The 26,116-nt window shown below is 71.1% G+C and carries 25 protein-coding genes; 15 read left to right on the forward strand and 10 right to left on the reverse strand.

Going from position 1 to position 26,116, the window contains the following annotated elements; genetic code table 11:
• Positions 1-52: 52 nt before the first annotated feature.
• From ispH to MFF13_RS18505, 3 genes are all read right to left on the reverse strand, one after another.
• Positions 53-1,060 (reverse strand): 4-hydroxy-3-methylbut-2-enyl diphosphate reductase, encoded by a 1,008-nt coding sequence (ispH, locus tag MFF13_RS18495; protein WP_147751273.1) that lies wholly within the window; start codon positions 1,058-1,060, stop codon positions 53-55.
• Between the two features lie 285 nt (positions 1,061-1,345).
• The gene (locus tag MFF13_RS18500; protein ID WP_147751272.1) at positions 1,346-2,278 is read right to left on the reverse strand and encodes a cytochrome c oxidase assembly factor Coa1 family protein; all 933 of its coding nucleotides are present in this window, start codon (positions 2,276-2,278) and stop codon (positions 1,346-1,348) included.
• Between the two features lie 291 nt (positions 2,279-2,569).
• Positions 2,570-4,258: a methyl-accepting chemotaxis protein gene (locus MFF13_RS18505; RefSeq protein WP_147830310.1), complete on the reverse strand. Its 1,689-nt coding sequence runs from the start codon at positions 4,256-4,258 to the stop codon at positions 2,570-2,572.
• A gap of 311 nt (positions 4,259-4,569) precedes the next feature.
• Here MFF13_RS18505 and MFF13_RS18510 point away from each other — a divergent pair, with 311 nt between their 5' ends.
• The 3 genes from MFF13_RS18510 (at position 4,570) to MFF13_RS18520 (ending at position 8,978) form a co-directional block, all read left to right on the forward strand.
• Positions 4,570-6,600 (forward strand): monovalent cation:proton antiporter-2 (CPA2) family protein, encoded by a 2,031-nt coding sequence (locus tag MFF13_RS18510; protein ID WP_147830312.1) that lies wholly within the window; start codon positions 4,570-4,572, stop codon positions 6,598-6,600.
• Entirely contained in the window at positions 6,590-8,044 is a 1,455-nt protein-coding gene (locus MFF13_RS18515; protein ID WP_373322576.1) for an MATE family efflux transporter, read from the forward strand. The genes MFF13_RS18510 and MFF13_RS18515 overlap by 11 nt, the downstream gene beginning before the upstream one ends.
• A 157-nt stretch (positions 8,045-8,201) precedes the next feature.
• A complete protein-coding gene (locus MFF13_RS18520) occupies positions 8,202-8,978 on the forward strand; it encodes a DUF937 domain-containing protein (protein ID WP_147830314.1) in 777 nt (258 codons plus the stop codon).
• Positions 8,979-9,077: 99 nt separating this feature from the next.
• On the opposite strand, the gene MFF13_RS18525 is transcribed toward MFF13_RS18520, so the two are convergent.
• The 3 genes from MFF13_RS18525 to MFF13_RS18535 all read right to left on the reverse strand — a co-directional run bounded on the left by MFF13_RS18525 (position 9,078) and on the right by MFF13_RS18535 (position 11,225).
• Complete coding sequence (locus MFF13_RS18525; RefSeq protein ID WP_238272673.1) at positions 9,078-9,287, reverse strand: Flp family type IVb pilin; 210 nt, start codon at positions 9,285-9,287, stop codon at positions 9,078-9,080.
• Positions 9,288-9,623: 336 nt separating this feature from the next.
• A complete protein-coding gene (locus tag MFF13_RS18530; RefSeq protein WP_147830316.1) occupies positions 9,624-9,908 on the reverse strand; it encodes a DUF3072 domain-containing protein in 285 nt (94 codons plus the stop codon).
• A 429-nt stretch (positions 9,909-10,337) separates the two neighbouring features.
• Positions 10,338-11,225, reverse strand: coding sequence for a branched-chain amino acid aminotransferase (locus tag MFF13_RS18535; RefSeq protein ID WP_147830318.1), 888 nt, complete (start codon positions 11,223-11,225; stop codon positions 10,338-10,340).
• A gap of 215 nt (positions 11,226-11,440) precedes the next feature.
• On the opposite strand from MFF13_RS18535, the gene MFF13_RS18540 reads away from it, so the two are divergent.
• Both MFF13_RS18540 and MFF13_RS18545 read left to right on the forward strand, forming a co-directional pair.
• Entirely contained in the window at positions 11,441-11,983 is a 543-nt protein-coding gene (locus MFF13_RS18540; protein ID WP_147751267.1) for a MarR family winged helix-turn-helix transcriptional regulator, read from the forward strand.
• Positions 11,983-12,696 carry a response regulator gene (locus MFF13_RS18545; protein WP_147751266.1) on the forward strand — a complete coding sequence of 238 codons (714 nt, stop codon included), beginning with the start codon at positions 11,983-11,985 and terminating at the stop codon, positions 12,694-12,696. Before MFF13_RS18540 ends, MFF13_RS18545 begins: the two co-directional genes overlap by 1 nt.
• Before the next feature lie 150 nt (positions 12,697-12,846).
• On the opposite strand, the gene MFF13_RS18550 is transcribed toward MFF13_RS18545, so the two are convergent.
• Both MFF13_RS18550 and MFF13_RS18555 read right to left on the reverse strand, forming a co-directional pair.
• Entirely contained in the window at positions 12,847-14,757 is a 1,911-nt protein-coding gene (locus tag MFF13_RS18550) for a potassium transporter Kup (protein ID WP_238272680.1), read from the reverse strand.
• Between the two features lie 249 nt (positions 14,758-15,006).
• The gene (locus MFF13_RS18555) at positions 15,007-15,237 is read right to left on the reverse strand and encodes a pentapeptide MXKDX repeat protein (RefSeq protein ID WP_147751264.1); all 231 of its coding nucleotides are present in this window, start codon (positions 15,235-15,237) and stop codon (positions 15,007-15,009) included.
• A 218-nt stretch (positions 15,238-15,455) separates the two neighbouring features.
• Here MFF13_RS18555 and msrA point away from each other — a divergent pair, with 218 nt between their 5' ends.
• From msrA to MFF13_RS18575, 4 genes are all read left to right on the forward strand, one after another.
• Positions 15,456-16,184, forward strand: coding sequence for a peptide-methionine (S)-S-oxide reductase MsrA (msrA, locus tag MFF13_RS18560; RefSeq protein WP_147830323.1), 729 nt, complete (start codon positions 15,456-15,458; stop codon positions 16,182-16,184).
• A gap of 248 nt (positions 16,185-16,432) precedes the next feature.
• Positions 16,433-16,792, forward strand: coding sequence for an HVO_A0114 family putative DNA-binding protein (locus MFF13_RS18565; RefSeq protein ID WP_147830324.1), 360 nt, complete (start codon positions 16,433-16,435; stop codon positions 16,790-16,792).
• Positions 16,793-16,904: 112 nt separating this feature from the next.
• Positions 16,905-18,212, forward strand: a complete 1,308-nt coding sequence (locus MFF13_RS18570) for an MFS transporter (RefSeq protein WP_147763548.1) — start codon at positions 16,905-16,907, stop codon at positions 18,210-18,212.
• 76 nt (positions 18,213-18,288) lie between these two features.
• The gene (locus MFF13_RS18575) at positions 18,289-19,158 is read left to right on the forward strand and encodes an amidohydrolase family protein (protein ID WP_147830326.1); all 870 of its coding nucleotides are present in this window, start codon (positions 18,289-18,291) and stop codon (positions 19,156-19,158) included.
• Positions 19,159-19,208: 50 nt separating this feature from the next.
• Here MFF13_RS18575 and MFF13_RS18580 read toward each other — a convergent pair whose 3' ends face one another.
• Entirely contained in the window at positions 19,209-19,517 is a 309-nt protein-coding gene (locus tag MFF13_RS18580; RefSeq protein WP_147830329.1) for a YciI family protein, read from the reverse strand.
• A 317-nt stretch (positions 19,518-19,834) separates the two neighbouring features.
• Between MFF13_RS18580 and MFF13_RS18585 the strand changes: the two genes are divergently transcribed.
• Positions 19,835-21,061 (forward strand): ABC transporter substrate-binding protein, encoded by a 1,227-nt coding sequence (locus MFF13_RS18585; RefSeq protein WP_373322577.1) that lies wholly within the window; start codon positions 19,835-19,837, stop codon positions 21,059-21,061.
• A gap of 106 nt (positions 21,062-21,167) precedes the next feature.
• Here MFF13_RS18585 and catC read toward each other — a convergent pair whose 3' ends face one another.
• Complete coding sequence (gene catC / locus MFF13_RS18590) at positions 21,168-21,443, reverse strand: muconolactone Delta-isomerase (protein WP_147751258.1); 276 nt, start codon at positions 21,441-21,443, stop codon at positions 21,168-21,170.
• A gap of 205 nt (positions 21,444-21,648) precedes the next feature.
• Here catC and MFF13_RS18595 point away from each other — a divergent pair, with 205 nt between their 5' ends.
• The 5 genes from MFF13_RS18595 to MFF13_RS18615 form a co-directional block, all read left to right on the forward strand.
• Positions 21,649-21,897, forward strand: coding sequence for a FitA-like ribbon-helix-helix domain-containing protein (locus tag MFF13_RS18595; RefSeq protein WP_147830331.1), 249 nt, complete (start codon positions 21,649-21,651; stop codon positions 21,895-21,897).
• Positions 21,894-22,316, forward strand: coding sequence for a type II toxin-antitoxin system VapC family toxin (locus MFF13_RS18600; protein ID WP_147830333.1), 423 nt, complete (start codon positions 21,894-21,896; stop codon positions 22,314-22,316). The genes MFF13_RS18595 and MFF13_RS18600 overlap by 4 nt, the downstream gene beginning before the upstream one ends.
• Before the next feature lie 187 nt (positions 22,317-22,503).
• Positions 22,504-23,859, forward strand: coding sequence for an omega-aminotransferase AptA (gene aptA / locus MFF13_RS18605; protein WP_238272674.1), 1,356 nt, complete (start codon positions 22,504-22,506; stop codon positions 23,857-23,859).
• Positions 23,860-23,963: 104 nt separating this feature from the next.
• On the forward strand, positions 23,964-25,025 hold the full coding sequence (locus MFF13_RS18610; protein ID WP_147830337.1) for an SDR family oxidoreductase: 1,062 nt from the start codon (positions 23,964-23,966) through the stop codon (positions 25,023-25,025).
• A 188-nt stretch (positions 25,026-25,213) separates the two neighbouring features.
• A partial coding sequence (locus MFF13_RS18615) for an MCP four helix bundle domain-containing protein (protein WP_238272675.1) occupies positions 25,214-26,116 on the forward strand: 903 nt, incomplete at its 3' end.

Consider the following 26,116-nt stretch of genomic DNA (forward strand, 5'->3'; position numbering starts at 1 on the left):
GAGCCGGCGGGACGGGCGGATGATCGCACCCGCCACCCAAAGTCGCAAAAACCTACTCGGCGGCTTCGCTGCGAAGCTCGCGCGGCAGCGGGAAGACCATGTCCTCGACCACCGTCTGCACCGTGTCGACCGTCACCGTGTAGCGGGCGGCGAAGGCGTCGATGATCTCCTCCACCAGCACCTCGGGGGCCGAGGCGCCGGCGGTGAGGCCGAGCTTGGTGATGCCCTCGAAGGCCGGCCAGTCGATCTCCTCGGCGCGGAGAACGAGGCGGGTGATCGGGCAGCCGACGCGCTCGGCGACCTCGCGCAGGCGCTGCGAGTTCGAGGAGTTCGAGGAGCCGACGACGATCAGCGCGTCGACCAGCGGTGCGATCTGCTTTACCGCCTCCTGGCGGTTGGTGGTGGCGTAGCAGATGTCGTCCTTGTGCGGCCCGGTGATGGTCGGGAATTTTTGCTTCAAGGCCGCGACGATGTGGAGGGTGTCGTCCACCGAAAGCGTGGTCTGCGTCACCCAAGCGAGATTGTTGGGATTCTCGGGGGTCAGCGCCGCGATCTGCTCCAGGTCCTCGACCAGGGTGATCGAGCCCTTGGGCAGCTGGCCCATGGTGCCGACGACCTCCGGGTGGCCGGAATGGCCGACGAGGAGCACGTGGCGGCCGCGCTTGTGGTGGATCTCGGCCTCGCGGTGGACCTTGGTCACCAGCGGGCAGGTGGCGTCGATGGTGATCAGGCCGCGGTTGTCGGCGTTGGCCGGCACGGTCTTCGCGACGCCGTGCGCGGAAAAGATCACCGGCGCCTCGCCGTCGGGGACCTCGTCGAGCTCGCGCACGAACACCGCGCCTTTGCGCTTCAGGCTCTCGACCACGTACTTGTTGTGCACGATCTCGTGGCGGACGTAGACCGGCGGCCCGTAGATCGCGAGCGCGCGCTCGACCACGTCGATCGCCCGCACCACGCCGGCGCAGAAGCCGCGGGGGGCCGCGAGCAGGATCTCCAGCGGCGGCTTGACCGTTGCGGTGGCCCCGTCTGAGGCGGTGTCGAGATTCGTGATGGCGCTCATGATCCGGGATGTGGCGAGGGGAGACCCGCCCTGTCAACCGGGCGGCCGCGGCAAACCCACCGCGTGGTCGAACCGTGTAGCACGTTTGCCGGCGCGGGTGACCCCCGCGGGCGACGGTTCGTCTGCGCGGGTTTTTCGGGCGGAGGTGAGCGCTAGCAGGAGCCGCCGACGTCACCTCTTCCCTTCCCCGGCAGTGGGGGAGGGAAGAGGTGGTGTCCTCGTCTGCACGATGCGTGAAGCTGGCAGCCCCTGAGAGAAGGCGCCACCGGTGCGCCCCGCGATCCGTCAGGGGGCGACGGTGAAGGTCGCCGACTTCGGCGGGATGCCGTCGCCGGAAACGGTGACCCGGTATCGGCCGGCCTGCCAGCCGTCCTTGAAGGTGACGGTGAAGCTGATCAAGTTCTTCGCGACGTCGTCGAGGACGACCTTGCTCTGGTAGAACGTGTCGTCCGCCTCGCCGCCCGCCGCCTTCAGCTTGGTCCAGTCCGCGACCAGGGTGGTGCCGGCCGGCACGCCGGACGGGGTGAACTGGAGCAGCACCGCCTCCTCGCCCGCCTTGAAGGTAGTCTTGGCCTCGCCGGCGTTCGAGGTTTTCAAGCGCAGGTCGACCACGTTCGCCTCGGGGCGGGCAAGGTCGAGGGCCTGCTCCTGGCCGGCGGGCGTCAGGCGCAGGCCCGTGAGCCGCCACATGTCGGCGTCGCGCACGGCCTTCACGAACACCTTGCCGTCTCCCTTCGGCCCGGTGGCGGTGAAAGTCAGGTCGGCGCTGCCGTCGCCCTTGCCGTCGTCGGTCTTGATCGAGCCGCCCGCGCTGCCGGCGGTGATCGGGGCGCCCAGGCGCTCGATCGCCTGCGGGCTGGCCTGCAGCCGCACTACCGCGAGCTTGTAGGGCTCGGACTCGTTCAGCAGGGTGCTGACGCCGAGGACGACGCCCAGGATCAGGAGGCCGAACAGGGCGAGCGAGCCGACCATCGCCACGACGCCCCAGATCGCCCATGTCCGCTGGACCCGCTGGAAATGCTCGACGCTGGTCCAGCGCCCGTTCCGCCACGCCCAGGCGCTGCCCTTCGCGCCGAGCACGAACGGCATCACGAAGCCGACGAACGGCGCGAACACCAGGAGCGCCAGGAAGGTGTTGTTGCCCAGGCCCCAGATCCAGTTGAGCAGGAAGGCGCCCCAGTTCCAGCGGTCGAGTTCCGGCGGGATCTCCCGCGGCAAGCCGAGTCCCGGGGCCGATCCGGGCAAAGGCGCGGCGGAACCGGGCGCGGGGGCAGCGGGGGGCAGGGTCGCGGTCGACATGGTCCAAGTCCGGGAGCTCGATCGAACGTGTCCGGCCCGCGCGCCCCGACGACCCGGGTGCGAGCTCAGGCCGCACCGTCCTGATAGCGGCCGATCGCGGGTCCCGCCCGGGGGAGGACTTGGCCCTCCGTCCCGCTTTCGTATCCGCGCGTCCCGAATCCCGGAATTCGAGGCGCGCCCGGCGCCGTTCGGGCTCCCTATGCCCTCGTCTCAGGCGGCCCGCAGCGAGGCGAGCATGCGGCCCATCTCGGCGTCGAGGTGCTCGGACTGGCGCGACAGCTCGGTGGCCGAGATCAGCACCTGGGAGGCCGCCGCGCCGGTCTCGTCGGCCGCCGCCGCGAGTCCGCCGACGTTGGCCGTCACCGCCCCCGTCCCGGACGCCGCCTCGCTGACGTTGCGCACGATCTCCTGCGTCGCCGCGCCCTGCTCCTCCACCGCCGCAGCGATCGAGGCCGAAACCCCGGAGATCTCGCGGATCCGGCCGGCGATGGCGTCGATCGCCGCGACCGCCTGACGGGTCGAGGCCTGCATCCGCCCGATCTGGCCGCCGATCTCGTCGGTGGCCCGCGCCGTCTGCGCGGCGAGTTCCTTCACCTCCGTGGCCACCACCGCGAAGCCGCGGCCGGCTTCGCCCGCGCGCGCCGCCTCGATCGTGGCGTTCAGGGCCAGCAGGTTGGTCTGGCCGGCGATCGACGAGATCATCGCCACCACGTCGCCGATCCGGGACGCCGCCTCGCTCAGCTCCTGCACCACGGCCGCCGTCTGCGCGGCCTCGGCCACGGCACCCTGCGCCAGCGCCGACGAGCCGCCGACCTGCCGCCCGATCTCCAGCACCGACGCGCCGAGCTCCTCGGCGGCGGCCGCCACGGTGTTGACGTTGGAGGCCGCCTCCTCGGCGGCCATCGCCACCGTCGTCGATTGCGAGGCCGTCTGCGTCGCGGTCGCGGTCATGCTCTGCGCCGTCGCCTGCAGCTCGGTCGCCGCCGCGGTCACGGTGGCGACGATGCCGCCCACCGAGCGCTCGAAGGTGTCGGCCATCTGGCGCATCGCGTCCTTGCGCTGCGCCTCGGCGCCGGCCCGCGCCAGGGCGGTGTCGGCCTCCAGCGCGCGCATCCGCAGCAGCGCGTCCTTGAACACCTGCACCGCGTCGGCGACGCGACCCATCTCGGTGCGGGTGCCCTGGAGCGGGATCGCCACGCCGAGGTCGCCCTCGGCCAGGGCCTGCATCGGCCGCACGACGCGGTCGATCCCGCGCCCGACGCCGACGGTCAGCAGCACCGCCATCGCGACCGCGAGGGCCAGAGCCGCCCCGAGGGCGGCCACGATCCAGAACCGGGTGCGCTCGACGGAGACCACGGCGGCGGCCTCCGCCCGCGCCGCGCCCTCGGCGTTGAGCGCGATGATCTTCTCCAGCGTGATCGAGGCCTTGCGGCGGGTCTCGATCCCCTTCGACTGGTACACCGCCAGCGCCTCGGCCTTCTCGCCGGCGCGCGAGTGGGCGAGGATCGGGGCCTCGGTCGCCGTGAAGGCGCGCCAGTCCCGCACGAAGGCCTCGTAAAGCGCCCGCTCCTCGGGGGAGGTGATGTTGCGCGCGTAGGTCGCGATCGCCGCGTCGATCGTCTGGTTGCGCTGGGCGATGTCGGCATCGATCGCGGCCAGCGCCTTCGGCTCGGTCGTCAGCATGTGGCGCAGCAGGCTGGTGGTGTAGCGGCCGGTCAGGGCGTCGACGACGCCGGCATCCCGCACGCTCGGCAGCCAGTTCGTCTGCACGTCCACCAGCAGCCCGTTGACGCTCGAGACGCCGACGAGGCCGAGCATGCCGAGCCCGAGCAGGAACGCGGTCAACGTCGCGAAGGCGGCGACGAGCTTGGCACGGATCGAGAGGATTTTCAGCGACACGACGGACTCCGGGAATATTGTCTTCAGCGGATCATGCTCCCCCGAACATTGCCCTCCTCAGGTCTAGGGGCGCAGCGTTAACGAATACAAAAGTTCAACCGCAAACTGCAGCTGCGCCGCAGGGACGGGATTCCGCGCAGCGCCCGCCTCTAAGGTCGCGCCGTCGCCCCCGCAACGCCGCGCCGTGGGCCGGCCGGGTGACGAACGGCACGCGCAAAGCCCTCGCGCCTCCGCGCCGACCGCGGTAAGGGCAGGACGTCTAGTCCAAGACCTCCCACCCAAGACCTCCCGTCCTCGCGATCAGGCACTTCATGGCGAGCCCGGCCGAACATGCGAGCTTCCTGCCGCCGGTGCTGACGTTCCTGTCGGCGGCGGTGATCGGCGTGCCGATCTTCCGGCTGCTGGGGCAGAGCGCGGTGCTCGGCTACCTCGTGGCCGGCGTTCTGATCGGCCCGTCCGGCCTGTCGCTGATCGCCGAGCCGGAGACGGCGGCGAGCGTCGCCGAGATCGGCGTGGTGCTGCTGCTGTTCATCGTCGGGCTGGAGCTGCATCTGTCGCAGCTCGTCTCGATGCGCCGCGACATCTTCGGGCTCGGCACGGCGCAGCTCGTCGTCTGCGCGATCGTGCTCGGGGGCCTCGGCGTGCTGTTCGGCGCGGCGCCCAGCGCCAGCGGGATCATCGGCATCACGCTCGCGCTCTCGGCCACCGCGGTGGCGCTGCAGCTGCTGGAGGAGCGCGGCGACCTCGGCACCGCCTACGGCAGCCGCGCCTTCGCGGTGCTGCTGTTCCAGGACATCGCGGTCGTCGGCATCCTCGCGGTGATGCCGCTGCTGGCGTCCGCCGGCGGCGGCAGCGGCGCGCCCTGGCTCGGGGACGCCGCACTCTCCACGGGCAAGGCGCTGGCGGCGATCGTCGCCGTCGTGCTCGTCGGCCGCTACGGCCTGAACCGGTTCTTCCGCCTGCTCGCCGCGAGCGGCGCCCGCGAGGTGATGACGGCGGCTGCACTCCTGGTGGTGCTCGGCACCGCGCTGCTGATGCAGGAGGTCGGCCTGTCGATGGCGATGGGCGCGTTCCTGGCCGGCATCCTGCTCTCGGAATCGAACTTCCGCCACCAGCTCGAGGCCGACATCGAGCCGTTCCGCGGCATGCTGCTCGGCCTGTTCTTCATGAGCGTCGGCATGTCGATCGACGGGGAGCTGGTGCGCGCGGTCTGGCCGCTCCTGTTCGGGGCGACGCTGGCCGCGATCCTGGTCAAGGTCGCCCTCGTGGCCGGGCTGTTCCGCCTGTTCGGCTCGACCTGGCTCGACGCGGTGCGCGGCGCCGCGATCCTGGCGCCGGCCGGCGAGTTCGCCTTCGTGCTGCTGCCGCTCGCGGGCTCCCTGGGGCTCACCGACGCCACCGCGACGCGCTTCGCGGTGGCGCTGGCCGCGCTCACGATGCTGATCGGCCCGGTGGCGGCCAAGGGCCTCGACAAGGCCCTCGACGTCGTCCGCGCCCGCCGCGGCGGCGAGGCGCTGCCGGCGACGGACGTGGTCGAGAGCGCGGAGGCGCGCGTGCTGGTGATCGGCTTCGGCCGGTTCGGGCAGATCCTGACGCAGGTTCTGCTCGCCGAGGGCGTCGGCGTGACCGTGATCGACAAGGACGTGGAGCAGATCCGTTCGGCCTCGCGCTTCGGCTTCCGGATCTACTACGGCGACGGCACGCGCCTCGACGTGCTGCGCGCCGCCGGCATCGGCCGGGTCGACCTCGTCTGCCTGTGCCTCGACGACGCGGAGGCGAGCCTGAAGATCGTCGACATCGTCCACGAGGAGTTCGAGTCGGTGCGCACCTACGTCCGCGCCTACGACCGGATGCACGCCGTGGAGCTGATGAACCGCGACGTGGACTACGTCGTCCGCGAGACCGCCGAATCCGCCCTCGCCTTCGGCCGCGCCACCCTGGAGGGCCTCGGGCTGTCCTCCGCCGACGCCGCGGCGCGGGTCGAGGACGTCCGCAAGCGCGACGTCGCCCGCCTCGTGCTGCAGCAGGCCGGCGCGTTGCCCGAGGGCGGCGGCTGGATGCGCGGCATCGGGGTGGCCGAGATGAAGCCCGAGCCGCTCACCGCCCCGCAGCGCCCCGCCCGCGCGCTCAGCGCCGAGACCCGCGACATCATCGGCAACGACCGCCGCGAAGCCGCCGGCCGCATGCTCGACCGCCCGCCGACGGAGACCGCCGAGGCCCGGGCCGAGCGCGAGGCCGAAGCCGAGGCGCAGGCCGAGGCCGACGCCCGCGCGGAGGCGGAGGCTCAGGCCGAACGCGCGCTCCGGACCCCGGCGATGGAGGTTCAGAACGGTGAGCGGTGAGACCCTGGTCCCTCCCCCCTCCACGGGGGAAGCGGGCCCGCCGGCACCCGAATCCGGGCGCTTCGTCACCGGCTCGATCTTGCGCCACGTGGTGGTGATGAGCGCGACCGGCTCGATCGGGCTGATGGCGGTGTTCGTCGTCGACCTGTTATCGCTGCTCTACGTGTCGAAGCTCGGCGACACCAACCTCACCGCCGCGGTGGGCTTCGCCGCGATCGTCCAGTTCTTCGCCATCGCGATCAACATCGGGCTGATGATCGCCGCCGGCGCGCTGGTCAGCCGCGCGATCGGCGCTGGCGACGGCGCGGGCGCGCGGCGGATCGCGACCTCGGCGACGCTGCTCGGGATCGCGGCTTCCGCCCTCCTCGTCGCGCTCCTGCTGCCGCTCTCGGACCCACTGCTGCGGGCGATCGGGGCGGAGGGCGAGACGCTGCGGGTGGCCGAGCGCTTCCTCTGGATCGCCCTGCCCTCCAACGTGCTGATGGGCCCCGGCATGATGTTCTCGGGCCTGCTGCGGGCGGTGGGCGCGGCGCGCCAGGCGATGTTCGTGACGCTGGGCGGCGCACTGGTGACGGTGGGCCTCGATCCGCTGCTGATCTTCGGGGCCGGGCTCGGGGTCGACGGGGCGGCGATCACCACCTGCGTGGCGCGCGCCACCTTCGCGCTGGTCGGCTGGCACGGGGTGCGGCAGCACCGGATGCTCGCCGCCCCGCGCCTCGCCGAGACGCTCGCCGACGCGTCGCTGGTGTTCAAGATCGCCTTGCCGGCGGTGCTCACCAACCTCGCGCCCTCGGTGGCCAGCGCCTTCCTCGCCCACGTGCTCGCCCGATACGGCGCGGTGGCGGTGGCGGCCAACGTGGTGATCGACCGCCTGACGCCGGTTGCTTTCGGCGGGCTGTTCGCGCTGTCGGGCTCGATCGGGCCGATCCTCGGACAGAACTGGGGCGCCGGCCGCTTCGACCGGATGCGCGGCGTGCTTCGCGACGGGGCGCTGGTCACGTTTCTCTACAGCGCGATCGTCTGGGCGGCCCTGGTGCTCGCCCGCGGCCCGCTGATGCGGCTGTTCGAACTCGACGGGGTGGCCGCCGACCTGTTCGGGTTCTTCTGCTTCGTCAGCGGCGGGGTGTGGTTCTTCAACGGGCTGCTGTTCCTCGCCAACGCCTCGTTCAACAACCTCGGCTTCCCGTTCCGCTCGACCCTGCTCAACTGGGGCCGGGCGACCCTGGGCACGATGCCGCCGGCGCTCGCGGGCGCCGCGTTGTACGGCCCGCGCGGCGTCCTCGCCGGCGTCGGAATCGGCTCCCTCGCCTTCGGCGTGGCCGGCATCCTCATGGCCGTCCGCACCGTGACGCTGCTCGAGCGCGACGCCGTCGCGCCCGTGCGCGCGCCCGATCCCGAGGCGGCGATGGCCGCGGGGCCCGCGCAGGGCGGCGCGCTGGTCTAGTTTTCACGCGATCCGCGGTGGATGCGCGGCCCGATCGTCCCGCCCCGCGACCGGACCCCGCGCCGGCAACTGGTCAGCGGCGTCGATAAGGGTCTAGACTTCGTCCGCGCGGCCCGAAGTGGGATGTCGCGTGACGAACAGACCAAGGCCGTGCGCGATGTTCAACCCGCTCGACATGCTTCAGGCCCAAAACGGCGCCGGGATGCAGAATGTCGCGCAGCAGTTCGGCCTCACCCCCGAGCAGACGCGCAGGGCCATGGAGGCCCTGATGCCGGCCTTCGCGCTGGGGCTGCAGCGCAGCGCCATGCCCGACCCGACCGGCCTGTCGCAGATGTTCGGGATGGGCGGTGCACGGCCCGCCGCGAGCCCGGCCGAAAGCATGCTCGGGCAGATGTTCGGCTCGCCCGCCCTGACCCAGGCGATCCTGCAGCAGGCCTCGTCGGCGAGCGGCGTCGGCTCGCAGGTGCTGCGCCAGATGCTGCCGATGATGGCCGGCGCGGTGGTGGCGAGCATCGTCCACATGCTGCTGAACCAGCAGGCTCCGGAGGCCAAGGCGGCGCCCGCCCCGGCGCCCTCGCCCTTTGCGGTCGCACCGGGCTGGGCCGAGATGATGAAGGCCTTCGTGCCCGCCCAGGAGGCGACCAAACCGCAGCCGGCCAGACCTCAGCCGGCAAAGCCGCAGGCTGCCCGGGCCGCGCCGAAGCCGGAGGCCGACGCGACGCCCGGCATGTTCGAGCAGATGCTGAAGACCGGCGCCGAGGTCCAGGAGCAGAACGTGCGGGCGATGCAGGGTCTGTTCGAGGCGTTCTGGACCGAGGCCGATCCGGCCAAGGCGGGCGCAACGAAAGCCGGCGCCGACCTCAAAGCCCGGCACGCGCCCGAATCCCCGGACGCCTCGCACAGGCCGCGCAAGGGGCCGCCGGGCGCGCGGTGAAGGCGGCATGAGAACATGGTCGAGCGCGATGGCTGCCGGCTCGCGTGAAGGCAATGCGCGTACACGGTGGCCGAGAGCGTTTTCGCGTCCCGGAGAGGCTCAGTTCTGGCTGATGGTGTTGCCGATGGTCGCGTAGACTTGGCCGACCCTGGAGGCGTAGAGGCGGATGCTGCCGACCGCGACCAGGAAGACGAATCCGGCGATCAGGGCGTACTCGATGCTCGTCGCACCGCGCACGTCGGCGGCGAAGCGGCGTATCGGAGAGGCGGCCTCGGCCCTCTCCCGCATTTCGACGACCGGCCCCGACATCGATGATCGCTTTCCTTCGCCGAACCGGCCTGACACGATCCTAACGCACGCCACCTTGCCGATGTTTTAAACCCATCGCCGGCAACCGGCCTGAGCAAGATAAGATTTTAGGAATAAACGGCGAATGCCGCCGAGCGCGGAGCGTCCCCGAACGCCCTGCGGGTTCCGCTCTCTCACCATTCCGTCAGGTTCCTCCAGGTCGGCTCCCCCCATCACCGGACGCGTCGCGCGAAGCACCACGAGGCTCCCTCTCCCGTACGGGAGAGGGTTGGAGTGAGGGGATGCTCTTGGATATCCGCCAAGCGCCGCACCGCGTCGTCAGGCGTCCCTGCCCGCTCAGCCGTGGCCGGCTTCCTTGCGCAGGGCGTCGATGCGCTTGGAGGCCTCGGCCTTGTCGAGGTCGGGATCGAACGCCTCGGGCTCCTTGGTCTCCTCGGACAGGGTCTTGAGGTAGGAGGCCTGCGCGCCGGTCATCGGCTCGCCGCCGGTGGTCCACTGATCGGGATCCTTGATCTGGTTCGACACGTCTTTCGGGTCGGTCTTGGGGTTCTCGTTCGAGGCAGACTGGGTGTCAGCCTTGGGGCTGGACTTCGCATCGGACTTGGCGGCGGCCTTGGTCATCGGGCACTCATGCGTTCTTGGAATGTTCCGTTAGAACGCAGCCCGGACCGCCACGGTTCCTCGCTGGCGGGAACCGCCTGGGGATAGGATGTCCGGCCCGCAGCTTTCCGCGCGAAGGCGTGTCGAGCGGGCGCATTTGGTCGGCCGGGCCCCATGCCGCGCATCATCGCGGTCGCCTCACGAAACAACCCGAACGCCGTGCGAGCTGTCGTGTTCACACGTCTTCCGCAAATGGCCCCGGACGGATCGGTGGAGGCGCTGGCGCGGACCCCTCTCCCGAACGGAAGAGGGAACCCGCGCCTCACCGGCACGAGGGATGAAGCGCGGGTGGGACGAGACGAAAACGGCGGCCCCATCGGACCGCCGTGCCTTCCCACTCAAGCCGCTCGCGCGTTTCTTCCCCTCGGGCCGCTCGAGCTTCTTCCCCGCTCAAGCTGCTCGGGCTTGAGGCTGCACCTCGGCGAGGTAATCGTCCATCAGCGTCTGGGTGATGGCGCCGGGCACGAAGCGGTAGGGACCGATCTCGGCCACCGGCGTGACCTCCGCGGCCGAGCCGGTGATGAAGCACTCCGAAAAATCGGCCATCTCCTCGGGACGGATGCGGCGCTCGGTCACCGCGATGCCGCGGCGGCGGGCCAGATCCATCACCGTCTGACGGGTGATGCCGTTGAGGAAGCGGTCGGCGGTGGGGGTGTGGATCGCCCCGTCGCGGATGAAGAACACGTTGGCGCCGGTGCACTCGGCGACGTTGTCCTCGAAGTCGAGCATCAGCGCGTCGGCGTAGCCCTTGTTCTCGGCCCGGTGCTTGGAGATCGTGCAGATCATGTACAGGCCCGCCGCCTTCGAGGCGCAGGGGGCGGTGCGGGGATCGGGCCGGCGGTAGTCGGCGATGTCGAGGCGGATGCCCTTCATCTTGGTGGCGGCGTCGAAGTAGCTCGGCCATTCCCAGGCGGCGATCGCCAGGTGGATGGTGTTGCCCTGCGCCGAGACGCCCATCATCTCCGAGCCGCGCCACGCGACCGGGCGGAGGTAGGCGTCCTGGAGGCCGCTGACCTTCAGCACAGCCTCCTTGGCCGCGACGATCTCGGCGGCGGAATAGGGCACGGCGAAGTCGAGCAGCTCGGCGGAGCGGCGCAGGCGCTCGGCGTGGGCGAGGCTCTTGAAGATCACGCCGCCGTAGGCGCGCTCGCCCTCGAACACCGACGAGCCGTAATGCAGGCCGTGGCTCAGCACGTGGATCTTGGCGTCCCGCCACGGCACCATGGCGCCGTCGAACCAGATGGTGCCCTCGCGCTCGTCGAACGGGATCACGGACATGGGGGGTCTTCCTGGAAATCGTCGCGGCCCGTAGGCACGGGCACTTCGGCGGGGACGATGTCGGCGGGCCGCACCACGGCGGCTCGAGCGGGGTTGACGGGTATCAACCGGCCTGGAATATGTCAACGACACTGACGTATATCGCTTCGGCGTCGCCCCCTCCGACGCCGACCGTCCTTCCTGCCCTTCGCGCCGCAACGGGACACGGGCCGCACGTGACATCCCCCGCCCTCCGCGAACGCGACGAATCCGGCGCGCCGGCCGCCCGCGAGCACGACGCCGCCGCTGCGCCGGCCGCCTGCAGCAGCGACGACCTGATCGAGCTGCTGTTCTTCGCCTATCGCGACTTCGTCGGAGACCCGGACCGGATCCTGGCCGAGTACGGCTTCGGCCGGGCGCACCACCGGGTGCTGCACTTCGTCGATCGCTATCCCGGCCTGACCATCGCCGAGCTGCTCGACATCCTGCGCATCACCAAGCAGAGCCTGAACCGGGTGCTGAAGGACCTGATCGGCCAGGGCTACGTCGCCCAGCGCCCGGGCACGAGCGACCGGCGCCAGCGTCTGCTCACCTGCACCGAGAGCGGCCAGCGCCTGGCCGCCGACCTCACCCGCGTGCAGGCGCGGCGCCTGGCGCGGGCGCTGGCCTCGCCCGAGGACGCCGCCGCCCCCGAGAGCTTCCTGATGGCGATGATCGAACCCGACGAGCGCGCGGTCGTCCGCCGCCTGATGGCGCGTCGCGGCGGCGGGGCCGCCTGATGGCCGCCCACGCCCGCACCGAGCTCTCCGACGGCGCGCCGCACGTCCTCGTGGTCGACGACGACCGGCGCCTGCGCGAGCTGCTCGCCCGCTACCTCGCCGAGCAGGGGTTCCGGGTCACCGCCGCCGCCAGCGCCGCGGAGGCGCGGGCCAAGGCCCAGAGCCTGGTCTTCGACGCGATGGTGCTCGACGTGATGATGCCGGGCGAGGACGGCTTCGCCTACGCCCGCAGCGTGCGCGAGACCTCGCGCGTTCCGATCCTGATGCTCACCGCCCGCTCCAACCCGAACGACCGGGTGATGGGGCTGGAGATCGGCGCCGACGACTACCTGCCGAAACCGTTCGAGCCGCGGGAGCTGACGCTCCGGCTCACCAACATCATCAACCGGGCGTCCGGCCCCCGCCGCGACACCGGCACCGGCGACGTGGTGACGTTCGGGCCGTTCTCCTACCGGATCGAGCGCGGCGAGCTGAGGCGCGAGGACGAGATGATCCGCATCACCGAGCGCGAGCGCGAGATCCTGACGATCCTGGCCGGCGCGCACGGCGCCAACGTCGAGCGCGAGGCGCTGGCCGGCGCCGGGGGGCTGGCCGCCGAGCGCACCATCGACGTGCAGATCAACCGCCTGCGCCGCAAGACCGAGGTCGACCCGGCCAACCCGACCTTCCTGCAGACCGTGCGCGGCGTGGGCTATCGGCTCGCGGTGGATTGAGGCGATTCCGGATCGGGCGCGGGTTCCTTCTCCCAGGGGGAGAAGGACAGGATGAGGGGCGTGAGCTTTCCGGTTAGGTCACGCCCCTCACCCCAACCCTCTCCCCCTGGGAGAGGGAGCCGGTCGGCGCTTCCCGCGCGGTCCCGCCCCTCAAATCTCGATCTCGGTCCCCACCTCGACCACCTGTCGCGTCGGCAGCCCGAAATGCGCGCCGGTTCGCTCGGCGTTGCGCTTCATGAAGGCGTAGAGGCCCTCGCGCCAGCTGTACATGCCGGGGTTGGTGGGCGAGGGGATGATCGCCTCGTGGCCGACGAAGTAGGTGATGTCCTCGATGAACTCCGCCGGCAGCAGTCCGCTGGCCACCGCGCATTGCAGCCCTTCCGGGATCGAGGCCGTCTGCATGAAGCCGTAATGCAGCACCACGCGCTCCATGCCGGGGGTGTATTGCGAGATCGCCTTGCGGATGCCCGAGGCCACCAGGGTCACCTGCGCACGCTGCGTGGCCGGCACGATCGGCTCCTCCTCGTAGATCACGGTGATGAGGAGGATGCGCTCGTGCAGGCAGCGACTGCGCTCCACCAGGCGCCCGAGCGCCATCGGGATGCCCTCGCTCGCCGCCGACAGGAAGGCGGCGGTGCCGGGCAGCGTCACCGGAGGATGCGAGGCGAGGCGGGCGAGGAACGCGGACTCCTTCTGGCGCAGAGGCTCGCGCACCGCCTCCAGCACCCGGTTGCCCTTCATCCAGGTCAGCATCAGGAAGGCCACCGTGAAGGCGAGAACCAGCGGGAACCAGCCGCCCTCGAGCAGCTTCGTGCTGTTGGCCGCCAGGAACACGAGGTCGATGGCCAGGAAGAAGCCGTTGACCGCGAGCACCGCGGCCAGGCTGTAGCCCCAGCGCAGGGCGATCAGCGCAGCGAGCAGCGTGGTGATGCCCATCAGCGCCGAGACGGCGATGCCGTAGGCGCCGGCCAGCGCATCGGAGGAGCCGAACACGACGACGGCCACGAGGGTGGCCAGCGCGAGCAGCCAGTTCACCGCCGGCACGTAGATCTGCCCGCGCTCGTCCCGGTCGGTGTGGACCACCCGCATCGTCGGCATGAAGCCGAGCTGGATCGCCTGCTGCGTCAGCGAATACACGCCCGAGATCACCGCCTGCGAGGCGATGACCGTGGCCATGGTGGCCAGCGCCACGAGGGGATAGTGCGCCCAGTCCGGCGCGAGCCGGTAGAACGGGTTCTCGATGGCGTCCGGCTCGGCGATGAGCAGCGCGCCCTGCCCGCAATAGTGGATCAGCAGCGCCGGGAGCACGAGGCCGAACCAGGCGGTGCGGATCGCCGGGGCGCCGAAATGCCCGAGGTCGGCATACATCGCCTCGCCGCCGGTGACCGCGAGGAAGGCCGCGCCGAGCATCAGGAACGACACGTGCCAGCCGGCATGGAACAGGAAGTCCACCGCCCGCCAGGGGTTGGCCGCCGCCAGGATCTGCGGCACCTGCCAGATCGCGGGGACCGCCAGCAGCACCAGCACCGTGAACCACACCAGCATCACAGGGCCGAACACCCGGCCGATCACCGTCACGCCCTTCCGCTGCACCAGGAACAGGCCGATCAGGATCAGGATCGTCAGCGGCACGACGAAGGGCGTCAGCACCGGCGCGTCGACCTTCAGCCCCTCGATCGCCGACAGCACCGAGATCGCCGGGGTGATCGCGCCGTCGCCGTAGAGCAAGGCCGCGCCGATCAGCCCGACGACGAGCAGCAGCGCCTGCCAGGTGCCGGCCTTGGCGTGGCGGGCGCCGAGCAGCGCCAGCATCGCGACGATGCCGCCCTCGCCGCGGTTGTCGGCGCGCAGGATCAGCACCGCGTATTTCAGCGAGACGATCAGGATCAGCGACCACAGGATCAGCGAGACCGCGCCGGTGGCCGCCGCCGCGACGGGCGCCCCGCCGGAGATGCCGGCCTTCACCGCCTCCTTGAAGGCGTAGAGCGGGCTGGTGCCGATGTCGCCGTAGACGACGCCGAGGGCCCCCAACGTCAGCGCCGGGCCGGCCGCGTGCCGCACGGCCCCGGGCTTTCGCGCGACGGGGGCGACCGGAAGGCCGTCTTTCTCCGCGAGGGGGACGGCTTGGCTCACGCGGGGTGCCCTCGGATCGAAGATCGCGCAGACGCTGCCCGCATCCGCATGCCCGTTCAAGGGGCCGGACCCGGCGAATCCGGAGGACCCACGGCGATTTGTTCCGATCGGAGGCGGACGGCGCCCGCGCCGCTGCTCGATCCGCGGCCGGCCGGCGCCGGCCGCGGGCGCAGGACCCTACTTCTTCATCGGGTCGGCCTTCATCGCGTCCTTGCTCATCGCGTCCTTGTGCATGGAGTCCTTGTGCCCGGACTCCTTGGCCATCGAATCCTTGTGCATCGAATCCTTGGCCATGGAGTCCTTCTTCATCATCGCGTCCTTCGACATCGATTCGGCGGCGTGGACCGGTGCCGACAGAGCGAAGGCGGCGAGCAGCAGGGAGGCGGTGGCGGCGAGGCGATGGCGCATGATCGGACATCCTTGAGGACGGGACACCGTCGTCCCGATGCAGCCCCTTCGACCGGGTTTCGCCACCGGTTACGCGGCGCGCGACCGCCATGAGGCCGGCGATTTTCGCCGTTGTTCGCCCTCGGCGGAACCGCGTAACCGCGCGCCCGTCGCCGGCGAAAAGACCGGATGGGCGCGCGATCACCGCGCCGCATCACCCGATCCCGACGGAGACCGCCATGTCCCTGAAACCCGAACGGTCCGGCCGGAGCGGCGTCGCACTCGCAACGGTCGCGGGCCTCGCCCTGATGGCCGGCGCGTTCTCGCTGCGCGGCCTCGCCCACGCGGAGGAGCCCGGCCGCCGCCTGCCCGAAGCGGCCGTGACCGCCAAGGAGATAGGCCTGCGCACCGCGACGCTCGCCGGCGGCTGCTTCTGGGGCGTGCAGGGGGTGTTCCAGCACGTGCGCGGCGTGCGCCAAGCGGTGTCGGGCTATGCCGGCGGCGACGCGGCGGACGCCCGCTACAGCGCGGTCAGCACAGGCGGCACCGGCCATGCGGAGGCGGTGCGCGTCACCTACGATCCGGCGGTGATCCGCTACGACGAACTGCTACGGATCTTCTTCTCGGTGGCCCTCGACCCGACGCAGGTGAACCGCCAGGGTCCCGATTCCGGCCCGCAATACCGCTCGGCGATCTTCCCCGCCGACGCGGAGCAGGCGGCGGTGGCCAAGGCCTACATCGCGCAGCTCGACGCCGTCCACGCCTACGCAAAGCCGATCGCCACCCGGATCGAGCCCGGCGCGACCTTCTATCCGGCGGAGGGCTACCACCAGGACTTCATGGCGAGCCACCCGAACCACCCCTACATCGCCGCCAACGACGCCCCGAAGCTGCGCGACCTGCAGGCGCTGTTTCCCGAGCGCACCACGCCGGAGCCGACGTTGGTCGGCGGCCGCCCGCCGGCTTGAGCCCCGTCCTCCCGTCCACCGCCTCGTCCTGAGGTGCTTCCGCGAAGCGGAAGCCTCGAAGGAGACCTCCAGGGATCGCAGCGCGTTCTGGAGGCCTCCTTCGAGGCCCCTTGCCAGGGCAAGGGGCACCTCAGGATGAAGGGGCATGGGTAAGATGAAGGCCCAAGCGCGGCCTCCGTCGATGGTGACGGAGCCGCCTCCCCATGGCTCGTCCGTGCAGCTACGGTCGGCTCGCGGAGGATATCGACATGAGCACCCTGACGGTCGGCATCGGCTCCATGGCGGATGCGAGGACCCGGTTTCTCGAGGCGGCCGCTGGAGCCGCGGCGGGGCGTGCCTCCGCAGCCGCGCCGGCGATCTACTTTGCCAGCTACGACGAGATGCATCGCGTCCTGGCGCCTGCCCGTTTGGCGATCGTCAAGGCGATGGCGGGCCAGGGGCCGCTCGCCATCCGCGAAGTCGCCCGCCGCGTCGGCCGCGACGTCCAGGCCGTGCATCGGGACGTCGTGACGCTCTCGGATGCCGGAATCGTCGATCGGTCGGAGGCCAGCGTGACGTTCCCCCACGATCGCATCCATGTCGAGTTCGACGTCGGCGCCGCCGCCTGAACAGCCGCGGGCGACAAACACCGCCCTTGTCCCCGCCCGGCGCCGTCCCCGCCCTTGTCCGCGCGTCCCGATCCACGCCAGGATCGCGCATCAGGGGCGCGGGGACGAAATCATGGCGGCGGCTTCGGGACCGGGAACCTCCAAACCCCTCGACGTGGTGCCGATCGAGGATGCGAGCCTCGGGGCGTTCTACCGGAGCATGAACCTCACCGAGCGGCGCACCTTCTGGGCCTGCGCCGCCGGCTGGGCGCTCGACGGCATGGACTTCATGATCTACCCGCTGGTGATCGGCACGATCATCAGCCTGTGGAAGGTCGACCCCGGCACGGCGGGGCTCGCCGCCACCGTCACGCTGCTGGCCTCGGCTTTGGGTGGGTGGATCGCCGGGTTCGTCGCCGACCGCATCGGCCGTGTGCTGACGCTGCAGATCACCATCCTGTGGTTCTCGTTCTTCTCGCTGGTCTGCGCCTTCGTGCAGAACTTCGAGCAACTGCTCGTCGCCCGCGCGCTGCTGGGCCTCGGCTTCGGCGGCGAGTGGGCGGCCGGCGCGGTGCTGATGGGCGAGACCATCCGGGCGCAGTATCGCGGCCGGGCGGTCGGCTCGGTCCAGTCCGGCTGGGCGATCGGCTGGGGCCTGGCGGTGCTGTCGCAGGCGGTGCTGTTCTCCTATCTGCCGCCCGAGAGCGCATGGCGCTGGATGTTCGTGATCGGCGCGTTCCCGGCGCTGCTGGTGTTCTACCTCCGCCGCTACGTCGAGGAGCCGAAGGTCGCCGCCGAGACCCGCGCCAAGGCGCGCGCGGCCGGGGAGCAGCCCAAGCTCTGGGAGATCTTCGCCGGCCCGCTCCTGCGCACGACGATCCTCGCCTCGCTCGCCGCGGCCGGCTGCCAGGGCGGCTACTACGCCATCACCACCTGGCTGCCGCGCTACCTCACCACCGAGCGCGGCCTGTCGATCGTCTCCTCCACCGGCTACCTCTCGGCGCTGATCGTCGGCTCGTTCGCCGGCTATCTCGTCGGTGCCTGGCTCGCCGACCGGCTCGGGCGGCGCCCGCTGTTCCTGATCTTCTCCGTCGGCGCGATCCTCGTCATCGTCGCCTACACCCAGCTGCCGCTCTCGAACGCGGTTTTGTGGGTTCTGGGCTTTCCGCTGGGCTTCTTCGCCTCCGGCTACTTCTCGGGGATGGGCGCCTTCCTCACCGAGCTCTACCCGACACGGCTTCGCGGATCGGGCCAGGGCTTCTGCTACAATTTCGGCCGGGGCCTCGGCGCGCTGTTCCCGTACCTCGTGGGCGAGCTCTCCAAGTCGATCGGCCTCGCCTCGGCGATCGCGGTCTTCGCCGCCGGCGCCTACGGCGTGTTCTTCCTGGCCGCCTTCGCCCTGCCGGAGACGCGGGGCAAGGTGCTGCACGTGGACGGTTAAGGGGCGAAGAAGCCCTTGCATCCCCGCCCCCTCTGCTGGGGCGGGAAGACGCGTCGAGCCCGGACGAGAGGACGCCATGACCCCGATCCGCGATTGCCCCGCCCCCGATCCGACCCCATCCGGGCCGACGCGCTACGCCGTGCCGGCGGGCGCCGTCGACACCCACGCCCACGTCATCGGCCGGCCGCCGGCCTATCCGTTCGTGGAGAACCGCAGCTACACCCCGCCGGCCGCGCCCGCGGCGGCCTACCGCGCGATGCTCGACGCCACCGGCATGGCGCACGGCGTGCTGGTCCAGGTCAGCGTCCACGGCACCGACAACCGGCTGCTGCTGGAGACCCTGGCGACCGACCCCGCGCGCCTGCGCGGCGTCGCCGTGATCCCCCTCGGCCTGCCCGAGCGGGACCTCGCGGCGATGAAGGCGGCGGGCGTGGTGGGCTTGCGCCTCAACGTGCTCTACGGCGGCGGCATCGATTTCGATCAAGTCGAGGCCTACGGCGCGCTCGCCCGAGAGATGGGCTGGCACCTGCAGTTCCTGATCGACGCGCGCAGCCTGCCGCCGCTCGCCGCGCGGCTCTCGCGGCTGCCGGTGCCGTTCGTCGTCGATCATATGGGCCACATGCCGACCTCGGCGGGCCTCTCGGACGAAGGCTTCTCCACCCTCGTGGCGCTGGTGCGCGACGGCGCCTTCGTGAAGCTGTCGGGCGCGTTCCGCACCTCGGTCGCGGGCGCGCCCTACGCCGACACCATCCCCTTCGCCCGCGCGCTCAACGACGCCGCGCCGGAGCGCTGCCTGTGGGGCTCGGACTGGCCGCACGTCGCCGCCTGGGACGGGCCGCCGAAGCTCTCGACGCTCCTCGACCTGATGGCCGACTGGGTGCCGGACGAAGGGCGGCGCCAGAAGCTCTTCGTCGAGAACCCGCGCGCGCTCTACGGTTTCGGCTAGGCTTGGGGCTTCAGCTAGGTTTGGGGCTTCAGCTAGGTTTGGGGCTTCAGCTAGGTTTGGGGCTTCAGGTAGCTCCGGCCGTCGAGGTAGGCCTTGCGCCAGCGCTGGATCGCCACCCGCTCGAACAGGCCGGCCTTCGTGAACGGGTCCTCGGCGATGAAGGCTTCCGCCTCCGCCCGGGTTTCCACGTCGACGACGTAGAGGCCGCCGCCCGCATCCGACCCGTCGTCGGCGAGCTTGGCGCCGCAGGCGAGCAGCAGCGCGGCCTGGGCTTCCAGGAAGGCGAGGTGCTCGGCGCGGGCCTCGCGGCGCAGGTGCTGGTGGCCGGGCTTGTCGAAGGTCTCGATGATGAACGGCATGGCGGCTCCGGGCGCGCGGCTGATGTTTCCGATGCGCCAGGTGTAACGCGGCGCAGGGCGCGCGGCGCCGGCGGGCCCTGACACCGGGCAAGCGTTCTCACCGGTTCGACCCGGCCGGGCGCGATCGGTGAGCGGGACGCACCTATAAGAAGAGCGCCGACCCGCCGCGCGCCGCCGTTCTCCTGGCGGATTGCGCGCACGGCACCGGCCTGCCTCCGGACGCGGGACGACCCGCCAACCGGGGGAGGCCGCACCACCGCTTCCGCGCATGAGCACGCGGAGCGGCCTCGCGCCGCCAGCCCTCGGGAGGACCCTCCGTGACACGCATCATCCCGGCCTCCGCGCTCGCCGCAGCGCTGCTCGCAGGTGGCCTCGCGGCCACCCCGGCCCGCGCGCAATACGCCGACGGCGGCATCAAGATCGGCGTGCTGACCGACATGTCCGGCGGCTACTCGGACCTCGCCGGCAAGGGCTCGGTGACGGCGGCGCAGCTGGCGATCGAGGATTTCGGCAAGACCGTCGGCGGCCGCAAGGTCGAGCTGATCGTCGCCGACCACCAGAACAAGGCCGACATCGCCTCCACCATCGCCCGCCGCTGGTTCGACACGGAAGGGGTGGACGCGATCTTCAACACGAACTCGTCGGTGGCGGGGCTCGCGGTGCGCGAGGTGGCCCGCGCCAAGGGCAAGGTCGACGTCAATTCCGGCGCCGGCTCGATGGCGCTCACCAACGCCGCCTGCTCGCCCACCGGGGCGCACTGGTCCTGGGACACGCACGCGCTGGCGGCCGGCACCGCCGCGGCGCTCGCGGACGACCCGAAGAACACCTGGTTCTTCATCACCGCCGACTACACCTTCGGGCACGACCTCGAAGCCCAGGTCACCCGCGTCGTGAAGGCGAAGGGCGGCACCGTGCTCGGCTCGGTCAAGCACCCGTTCCCGAACGCCGACTTCTCGTCCTACCTGATCCAGGCGCAGGCCTCGGGCGCCCGGATCATCGGCATGGCCAACGCCGGCGCCGACACGATCAACACCATCAAGCAGGCCGCCGAGTTCGGCATCGCGGAGGGCGGCCAGTCGCTCGGCGGGCTCAACATCTTCCTCACCGACGTCAACTCGGTCGGCCTGAAGGCGGCGCAGGGCATGATCCTGACGACAGGCTTCTACTGGGACCTCGACGACCGCACCCGCGCGCTGGCCCAGCGCTTCGGCGCGCGCATGGGCGGCCGGATGCCGACCATGGTCCAGGCCGGCGACTACTCGGCGGTGCTGCACTACCTCAAGGCGGCCGAGGCGGCGGGCACCGACGACGGCCTCGCGGTGATGGCCAAGATGCGCGAGCTGCCGATCGAGGACGCCTTCGCCCGCAACGCCAAGCTGCGCCCCGACGGCCGCATGGTGCACGACATGTACCTGGCGCGGGTGAAGACGCCGGCCGAGTCGAAGGGCCCGTGGGACTTCTACACGATCCTCAAGACCATCCCCGGCGACGAGGCCTTCCAGCCGCTGGCGCAGAGCACCTGCAAGCTGGTGACGAACCCGTAGGCGGACGGGTAGCCCGCGCGTCCCTCACCTCCCCGTCGTCCCGCGCCTGCCTTCCGCGACCCGGGAGACGGGGAAGGGTGCCGTCGCGCGTCGGACCAAGGCCGGCTCAGATCGCCGACGGATGCCGGGCCAGCGGCGTCACCGCCACGCTCATGAACGGGAAGAGTGGCAGGCTGGAGAGGATGGCGTGGAGCTCGTCGTGGTCGGCCACGTCGAACACGCTGATGTTGGCGTACTGCCCGGCGATGCGCCAGAGATGCACCCACCGGCCCGATTCCTGAAGCGCCTGCGCCTGCGCCTTCTCCTCGGCCTTCAACCGGTCGAACTCGGCCGGCGGCAGGTGCGTGGGCGGATGGACCTCCATCCTGACGTGATACAGCATCGCTTCCTCCCCGCTCCCTCGTCGCCAGCCCGGCCGCGCCATCATAGCGCCGCCGCATCACGGTTGCGCGCGGATCGGCTCCCCCGGGTGTGCTAACCCGCGATCCGAGCAAGGAAGAGGCACCCGCCGAAGCCCCGCGCGCAAGGCGCGTTGCCGAAGCATCCATCGACGGATCATTTGCAGTCATTGACCGACGGGCGTGCCCATGGCCGTGCTGACGATCCGCAACATCGACGACGCCCTCAAGGCACGCCTCCGCGTCCGCGCCGCGATGCACGGCCGATCGATGGAAGACGAGGCGCGCGACATCCTGCGCTCCGCCCTTTCCAGCGAAGTTCCCCGCCCCCGCGATCTCGGCCGGGCGATTCATGAGCGTTTCGCGGCGCTCGGCGGCGTCGACCTGCCGGACGTGCCACGCGAACCCGGCCGGGAGTCGCCGGACTTCGAGGCGTGATCGTCCTCGACACCAACGTCCTCTTCGAGTTGATGCGGCCCAGCCCCGAGCCGAAGCTCCTGGCCTGGTTCGCGCTGCGACCGATCGCGGGCTTGTTCACCCCGCCCCTGACGCAGGCTGAAATCTTCTACGGCCTCGTCCTCCTCCCGGAGGGTCGGCGGCGCGATGGGTTGATGGCGGCGGCACGAACGATCTTCGAGGTCGAGATGGCGGGACGGGTCTTGCCCTTCGACGGCGATGCCGCCGCGGCCTATCCCGAGATCGCCATCGGGCGGCGCAAGGCCGGCCAGCCGATCGGTCCGATCGATGGCCAGATCGCGGCGATCGCTCGGTCGCGCGGCGCGCGGCTCGCGACGCGCAACGTTCGGGACTTCACCGGCTGCGGGATCACCGTCATCGATCCCTGGACGGTCGCCTGACGGAAGCGTCGCGTTTCTCACTGACGCGCTGGTCATCGCCTCGGCCGCGCAGCCGCCGCGCGTCGCATGTCGGGCGTGGGCCGCCTGCATCAAAAGCACTTGTTGCGACGCGCAAAACCGGTTCCCCTGCCGACGAGCCCAGGGATCCGAGCCCCCGCGCATCCCGCCCCCCACCGAGGAGCCATCCATGTCCGACCTGAACGCACCGACGGATGCGCCTGCGCGGAAGAACGCGCCCGCGTTGGAGGCGTTCTGGATGCCGTTCACCGCCAACCGCCAGTTCAAGGCGGCGCCGCGGATGTTCGTGGCGGCCGACGGCATGCACTACACCACCGACGACGGCCGGCAGGTGCTCGACGGGACGGCGGGTCTGTGGTGCTGCAACGCCGGGCACGGGCGGCGCGGGATCGCGAGCGCGGTCGAGCGCCAGCTCGCCACGATGGACTTCGCCCCGACCTTCCAGATGGGGCACCCGATCGCGTTCGAATTCGCCGAACGCCTGGCCGAGATCGCCCCCGGGCCGAGAGGAAAGAAGCTCGACCGGGTGTTCTTCACCGGCTCGGGCTCGGAATCGGTCGACACCGCGCTCAAGATCGCGCTGGCCTACCAGCGGGCCGTCGGACAGGGCACCCGCACCCGGCTGATCGGGCGCGAGCGCGGCTACCACGGCGTCGGCTTCGGCGGCATCTCGGTCGGCGGCATCGTCTCGAACCGGCGGGCCTTCCCGACGCTGCCCGGCGCCGACCACCTGCGCCACACCCACGATCCGGCGAAGAACGCCTTCACCAAGGGCCAGCCCGAGCACGGGGCCGAGCTCGCCGACGACCTCGAGCGCCTCGTCGCGCTTCACGGCGCCGAGACCATCGCGGCCTGCATCGTCGAGCCGGTGGCGGGCTCCACCGGCGTGCTGGTGCCGCCGAAGGGTTACCTCGAGCGCCTGCGCGCGATTTGCGACGCCCACGGCATCCTGCTGATCTTCGACGAGGTGATCTCCGGCTTCGGGCGGCTCGGCGCGCCCTTCGCCGCCGACTTCTTCGGGGTGACGCCGGACCTCGTCTGCACCGCCAAGGGGCTGACCAACGGCACCATCCCGATGGGCGCGGTCTTCGCCGGCCGCCACGTCCACGACGCCCTGATGGACGGCCCGGACGGGATCGAGCTGTTCCACGGCTACACCTATTCCGGCCACCCGGTGGCCTGCGCGGCGGGGCTCGCGACGCTGGACATCTACCGCGACGAGGGCCTGCTCACCCGCGCGGCCGAACTCGCCGACGACTGGGCCTCGGCGATGCACGACCTGCGCGGGCGCAACCGCGTGATCGACATCCGCACCATCGGCCTGATCGCCGGCATCGAGCTGGAGCCGCGCCCCGGCGCGCCGGGCAAGCGCGCCTACGACGTGTTCGTGGATTGCTTCGCGCGCGGCCTGCTGATCCGCGTCACCGGCGACATCGTCGCGCTCTCGCCGCCGCTGATCCTGGAACACGGCCAGATCGACGAGATCGCCCGCGTGCTCGGGGATGCGATCGACCGGGTGGCGTGAAGGGGGGACGGAGCGCGTCTTCGCCCTTCGCTGCAACGCAACGCACGCCCGCTGGTTGAACCCGCGAAACGAGGGCCGCGCGCCCTCGGCAGCGAGGATCATGCATGACGGGTTCGGTTCTGATCGTGGGCGCCAGCGGCATCGTCGGGAGCGCGGCCGCCGAACGGTTCTCCGCCGAGGGCTGGAAGGTGGCGGGGCTGGCGCGCAAGCCCGTGGCGCAGGACGGCGTCACACCGGTCTCGGCCGACCTGCAGGACCCCGCCTCCCTCGAGCGGGCGCTCTCCGGCCTGGCGCCGAGCCACGTGGTGCTCGCCACCTGGATGCGCCGCGACACCGAGGCCGAGATGATCCGCGTCAACGGCGCGATGGTGGAAAACCTGCTCGCCGCGCTCCGCCCGGCGGGCTCGCTCCGGCACGTGGCCCTGGTCACCGGCCTGAAGCACTATCTCGGGCCGTTCGAGGCCTACGGGAAGGGCGCCGTGCCGCAGACCCCGTTCCGCGAGGAGCAGGGCCGGCTCGACGTGGAGAACTTCTACTACGCGCAGGAGGATGCGGTGTTCTCGGCGGCCGCCCGCGACGGCTTCGCCTGGAGCGTCCACCGCCCGCACACGATCATCGGCAAGGCGGTCGGCAACGCCATGAACATGGGCACGACGCTCGCCGCCTACGCCACGCTCTGCCGCGAGACCGGCCGCCCGTTCCGCTTCCCCGGCTCGGGGATGCAGTGGAACGGCCTGACCGACATGACCGACGCGCGGCTGCTCGCCCGCCACCTGCTCTGGGCCTCGACCAGCGCGCGCGCGGCCAACGAGGACTTCAACGTCGTCGACGGCGACGTCTTCCGATGGAGCTGGATGTGGGGCCGGATCGCGGAATGGTTCGGGATCGCGGACGAGCCGTTCGACGGCACCGTGCGGCCGCTCGAGACGCAGATGGCCGAGGACGGGCCGGTCTGGGCCGAGATCGCGGCCCGCCACGGCCTCGCCGAGCCCGACCTCGCGAAGCTCGCCTCGCCATGGCACACCGACGCCGACCTCGGCCGGCCGATCGAGGTGGTCACCGACATGAGCAAGAGCCGCCGGTTCGGGTTCCTGGACTACCAGCCCACCGACGACGCGTTCTTCGACCTGTTCGCCCGCCTGCGGGCCGACCGGCTGATCCCGTAAGACGCTGGCTGTGAGAGCACGCGCCACGTCGGCGGGGCGCGACCAGCCCGTCGACGTGGCCGCCAAGACGAGACTAAGAATACTTAGACGAAGAAGGAATTATTATCCAATCAAGGGTAGTGGCGCCCTTATAGGGCAATCTTAATCGTGATCGGCAATCTAGGATCCGACGTTTCAAGGATTCCGCGATGTTGGCCCATGTCACGATTCGAACGCGCCTGATCGGCGCAGTGCTGGTGCTGTTCGCCCTCACGGCGGGGTTGGGCGGCTTCTGCTTTTCGCGCATCCACGCCCTCAGCGCGGTCACCGACGACCTCGGCGGCAACGCGCTGCCGTCGACGCGCACCCTCGGGCGGCTCGCCACGAACTTCGAGACCCTGCGCAGCCGGCAGCTCGCCTACCTGCTGTCGAGCGAGGAGCGCCGGCCGCAATCCCTGCCGCGGCTGCGCGCCAGCATGGCCGACATCGAGTCCGACATCGCCGCCTATGCAGGCCTCGTCAGCGACGGCGAGGGTGCGCTGTGGGACGCGGTGAAGGCGACGGTGCCGGCCTACTCGGCCATGGGAGAAGAATTCATCCGCCGCCTCGACGCCGCCGACACGAAGGGCGCCACCGCCTACGTGCTCGACGGAATGCTGCCGGCGCTCAACGCCGCCCGCGCCGCCCTGAAGGCCAACCTCGCCTTCAACGAGGCCGCCGGCAAGACCAGCGCCGCCGTCGCGCAGGCGTTGGGCGAGCGCGCCCGCCTCGCCATCGCCGTCGTCCTCGCCCTCGTCGCGGCGACCACCGTCGCGGTCGGCTGGATGTCGGTCTCCACGATCTCCGCGCCCGTCCGGCGGATGGCGCGGGTGATGGACGTGGTGGTGGCCGGCGACACCACGGTACTGGTGCCGCATACCGGCGAGCGCAGCGAGCTCGGCGCGATGGCGTCGGCGGTCCAGGTGTTCAAGGAGAACCTGATCCGCACGCGCAAGCTGGAGGCGGAGACGGCGGACGCGCGGCTGGCGGCGGAGGCGCAGCGCAAGGCCGGGATGCGGCAGATGGCCGACGACTTCGAGGCGGCGGTGGGTGGCATCGTCGGGATGGTGTCG

Origin of the sequence: Methylobacterium cerastii (assembly GCF_022179125.1) — a bacterium.
Lineage (GTDB): Bacteria > Pseudomonadota > Alphaproteobacteria > Rhizobiales > Beijerinckiaceae > Methylobacterium > Methylobacterium cerastii.

Bases quoted from the DNA above. Each gene is read 5' to 3' on its own strand.
- ispH (WP_147751273.1), bottom strand. From the start codon at position 1,060: ATGAGCGCCATCACGAATCTCGACACCGCCTCAGACGGGGCCACCGCA.
- MFF13_RS18510 (WP_147830312.1), top strand. From the start codon at position 4,570: ATGGCGAGCCCGGCCGAACATGCGAGCTTCCTGCCGCCGGTGCTGACG.
- MFF13_RS18520 (WP_147830314.1), top strand. From the start codon at position 8,202: ATGTTCAACCCGCTCGACATGCTTCAGGCCCAAAACGGCGCCGGGATG.
- MFF13_RS18525 (WP_238272673.1), bottom strand. From the start codon at position 9,287: ATGTCGGGGCCGGTCGTCGAAATGCGGGAGAGGGCCGAGGCCGCCTCT.
- MFF13_RS18530 (WP_147830316.1), bottom strand. From the start codon at position 9,908: ATGACCAAGGCCGCCGCCAAGTCCGATGCGAAGTCCAGCCCCAAGGCT.
- MFF13_RS18535 (WP_147830318.1), bottom strand. From the start codon at position 11,225: ATGTCCGTGATCCCGTTCGACGAGCGCGAGGGCACCATCTGGTTCGAC.
- MFF13_RS18545 (WP_147751266.1), top strand. From the start codon at position 11,983: ATGGCCGCCCACGCCCGCACCGAGCTCTCCGACGGCGCGCCGCACGTC.
- MFF13_RS18555 (WP_147751264.1), bottom strand. From the start codon at position 15,237: ATGCGCCATCGCCTCGCCGCCACCGCCTCCCTGCTGCTCGCCGCCTTC.
- msrA (WP_147830323.1), top strand. From the start codon at position 15,456: ATGTCCCTGAAACCCGAACGGTCCGGCCGGAGCGGCGTCGCACTCGCA.
- MFF13_RS18565 (WP_147830324.1), top strand. From the start codon at position 16,433: ATGAGCACCCTGACGGTCGGCATCGGCTCCATGGCGGATGCGAGGACC.
- MFF13_RS18570 (WP_147763548.1), top strand. From the start codon at position 16,905: ATGGCGGCGGCTTCGGGACCGGGAACCTCCAAACCCCTCGACGTGGTG.
- MFF13_RS18575 (WP_147830326.1), top strand. From the start codon at position 18,289: ATGACCCCGATCCGCGATTGCCCCGCCCCCGATCCGACCCCATCCGGG.
- MFF13_RS18580 (WP_147830329.1), bottom strand. From the start codon at position 19,517: ATGCCGTTCATCATCGAGACCTTCGACAAGCCCGGCCACCAGCACCTG.
- catC (WP_147751258.1), bottom strand. From the start codon at position 21,443: ATGCTGTATCACGTCAGGATGGAGGTCCATCCGCCCACGCACCTGCCG.
- MFF13_RS18595 (WP_147830331.1), top strand. From the start codon at position 21,649: ATGGCCGTGCTGACGATCCGCAACATCGACGACGCCCTCAAGGCACGC.
- aptA (WP_238272674.1), top strand. From the start codon at position 22,504: ATGTCCGACCTGAACGCACCGACGGATGCGCCTGCGCGGAAGAACGCG.
- MFF13_RS18610 (WP_147830337.1), top strand. From the start codon at position 23,964: ATGACGGGTTCGGTTCTGATCGTGGGCGCCAGCGGCATCGTCGGGAGC.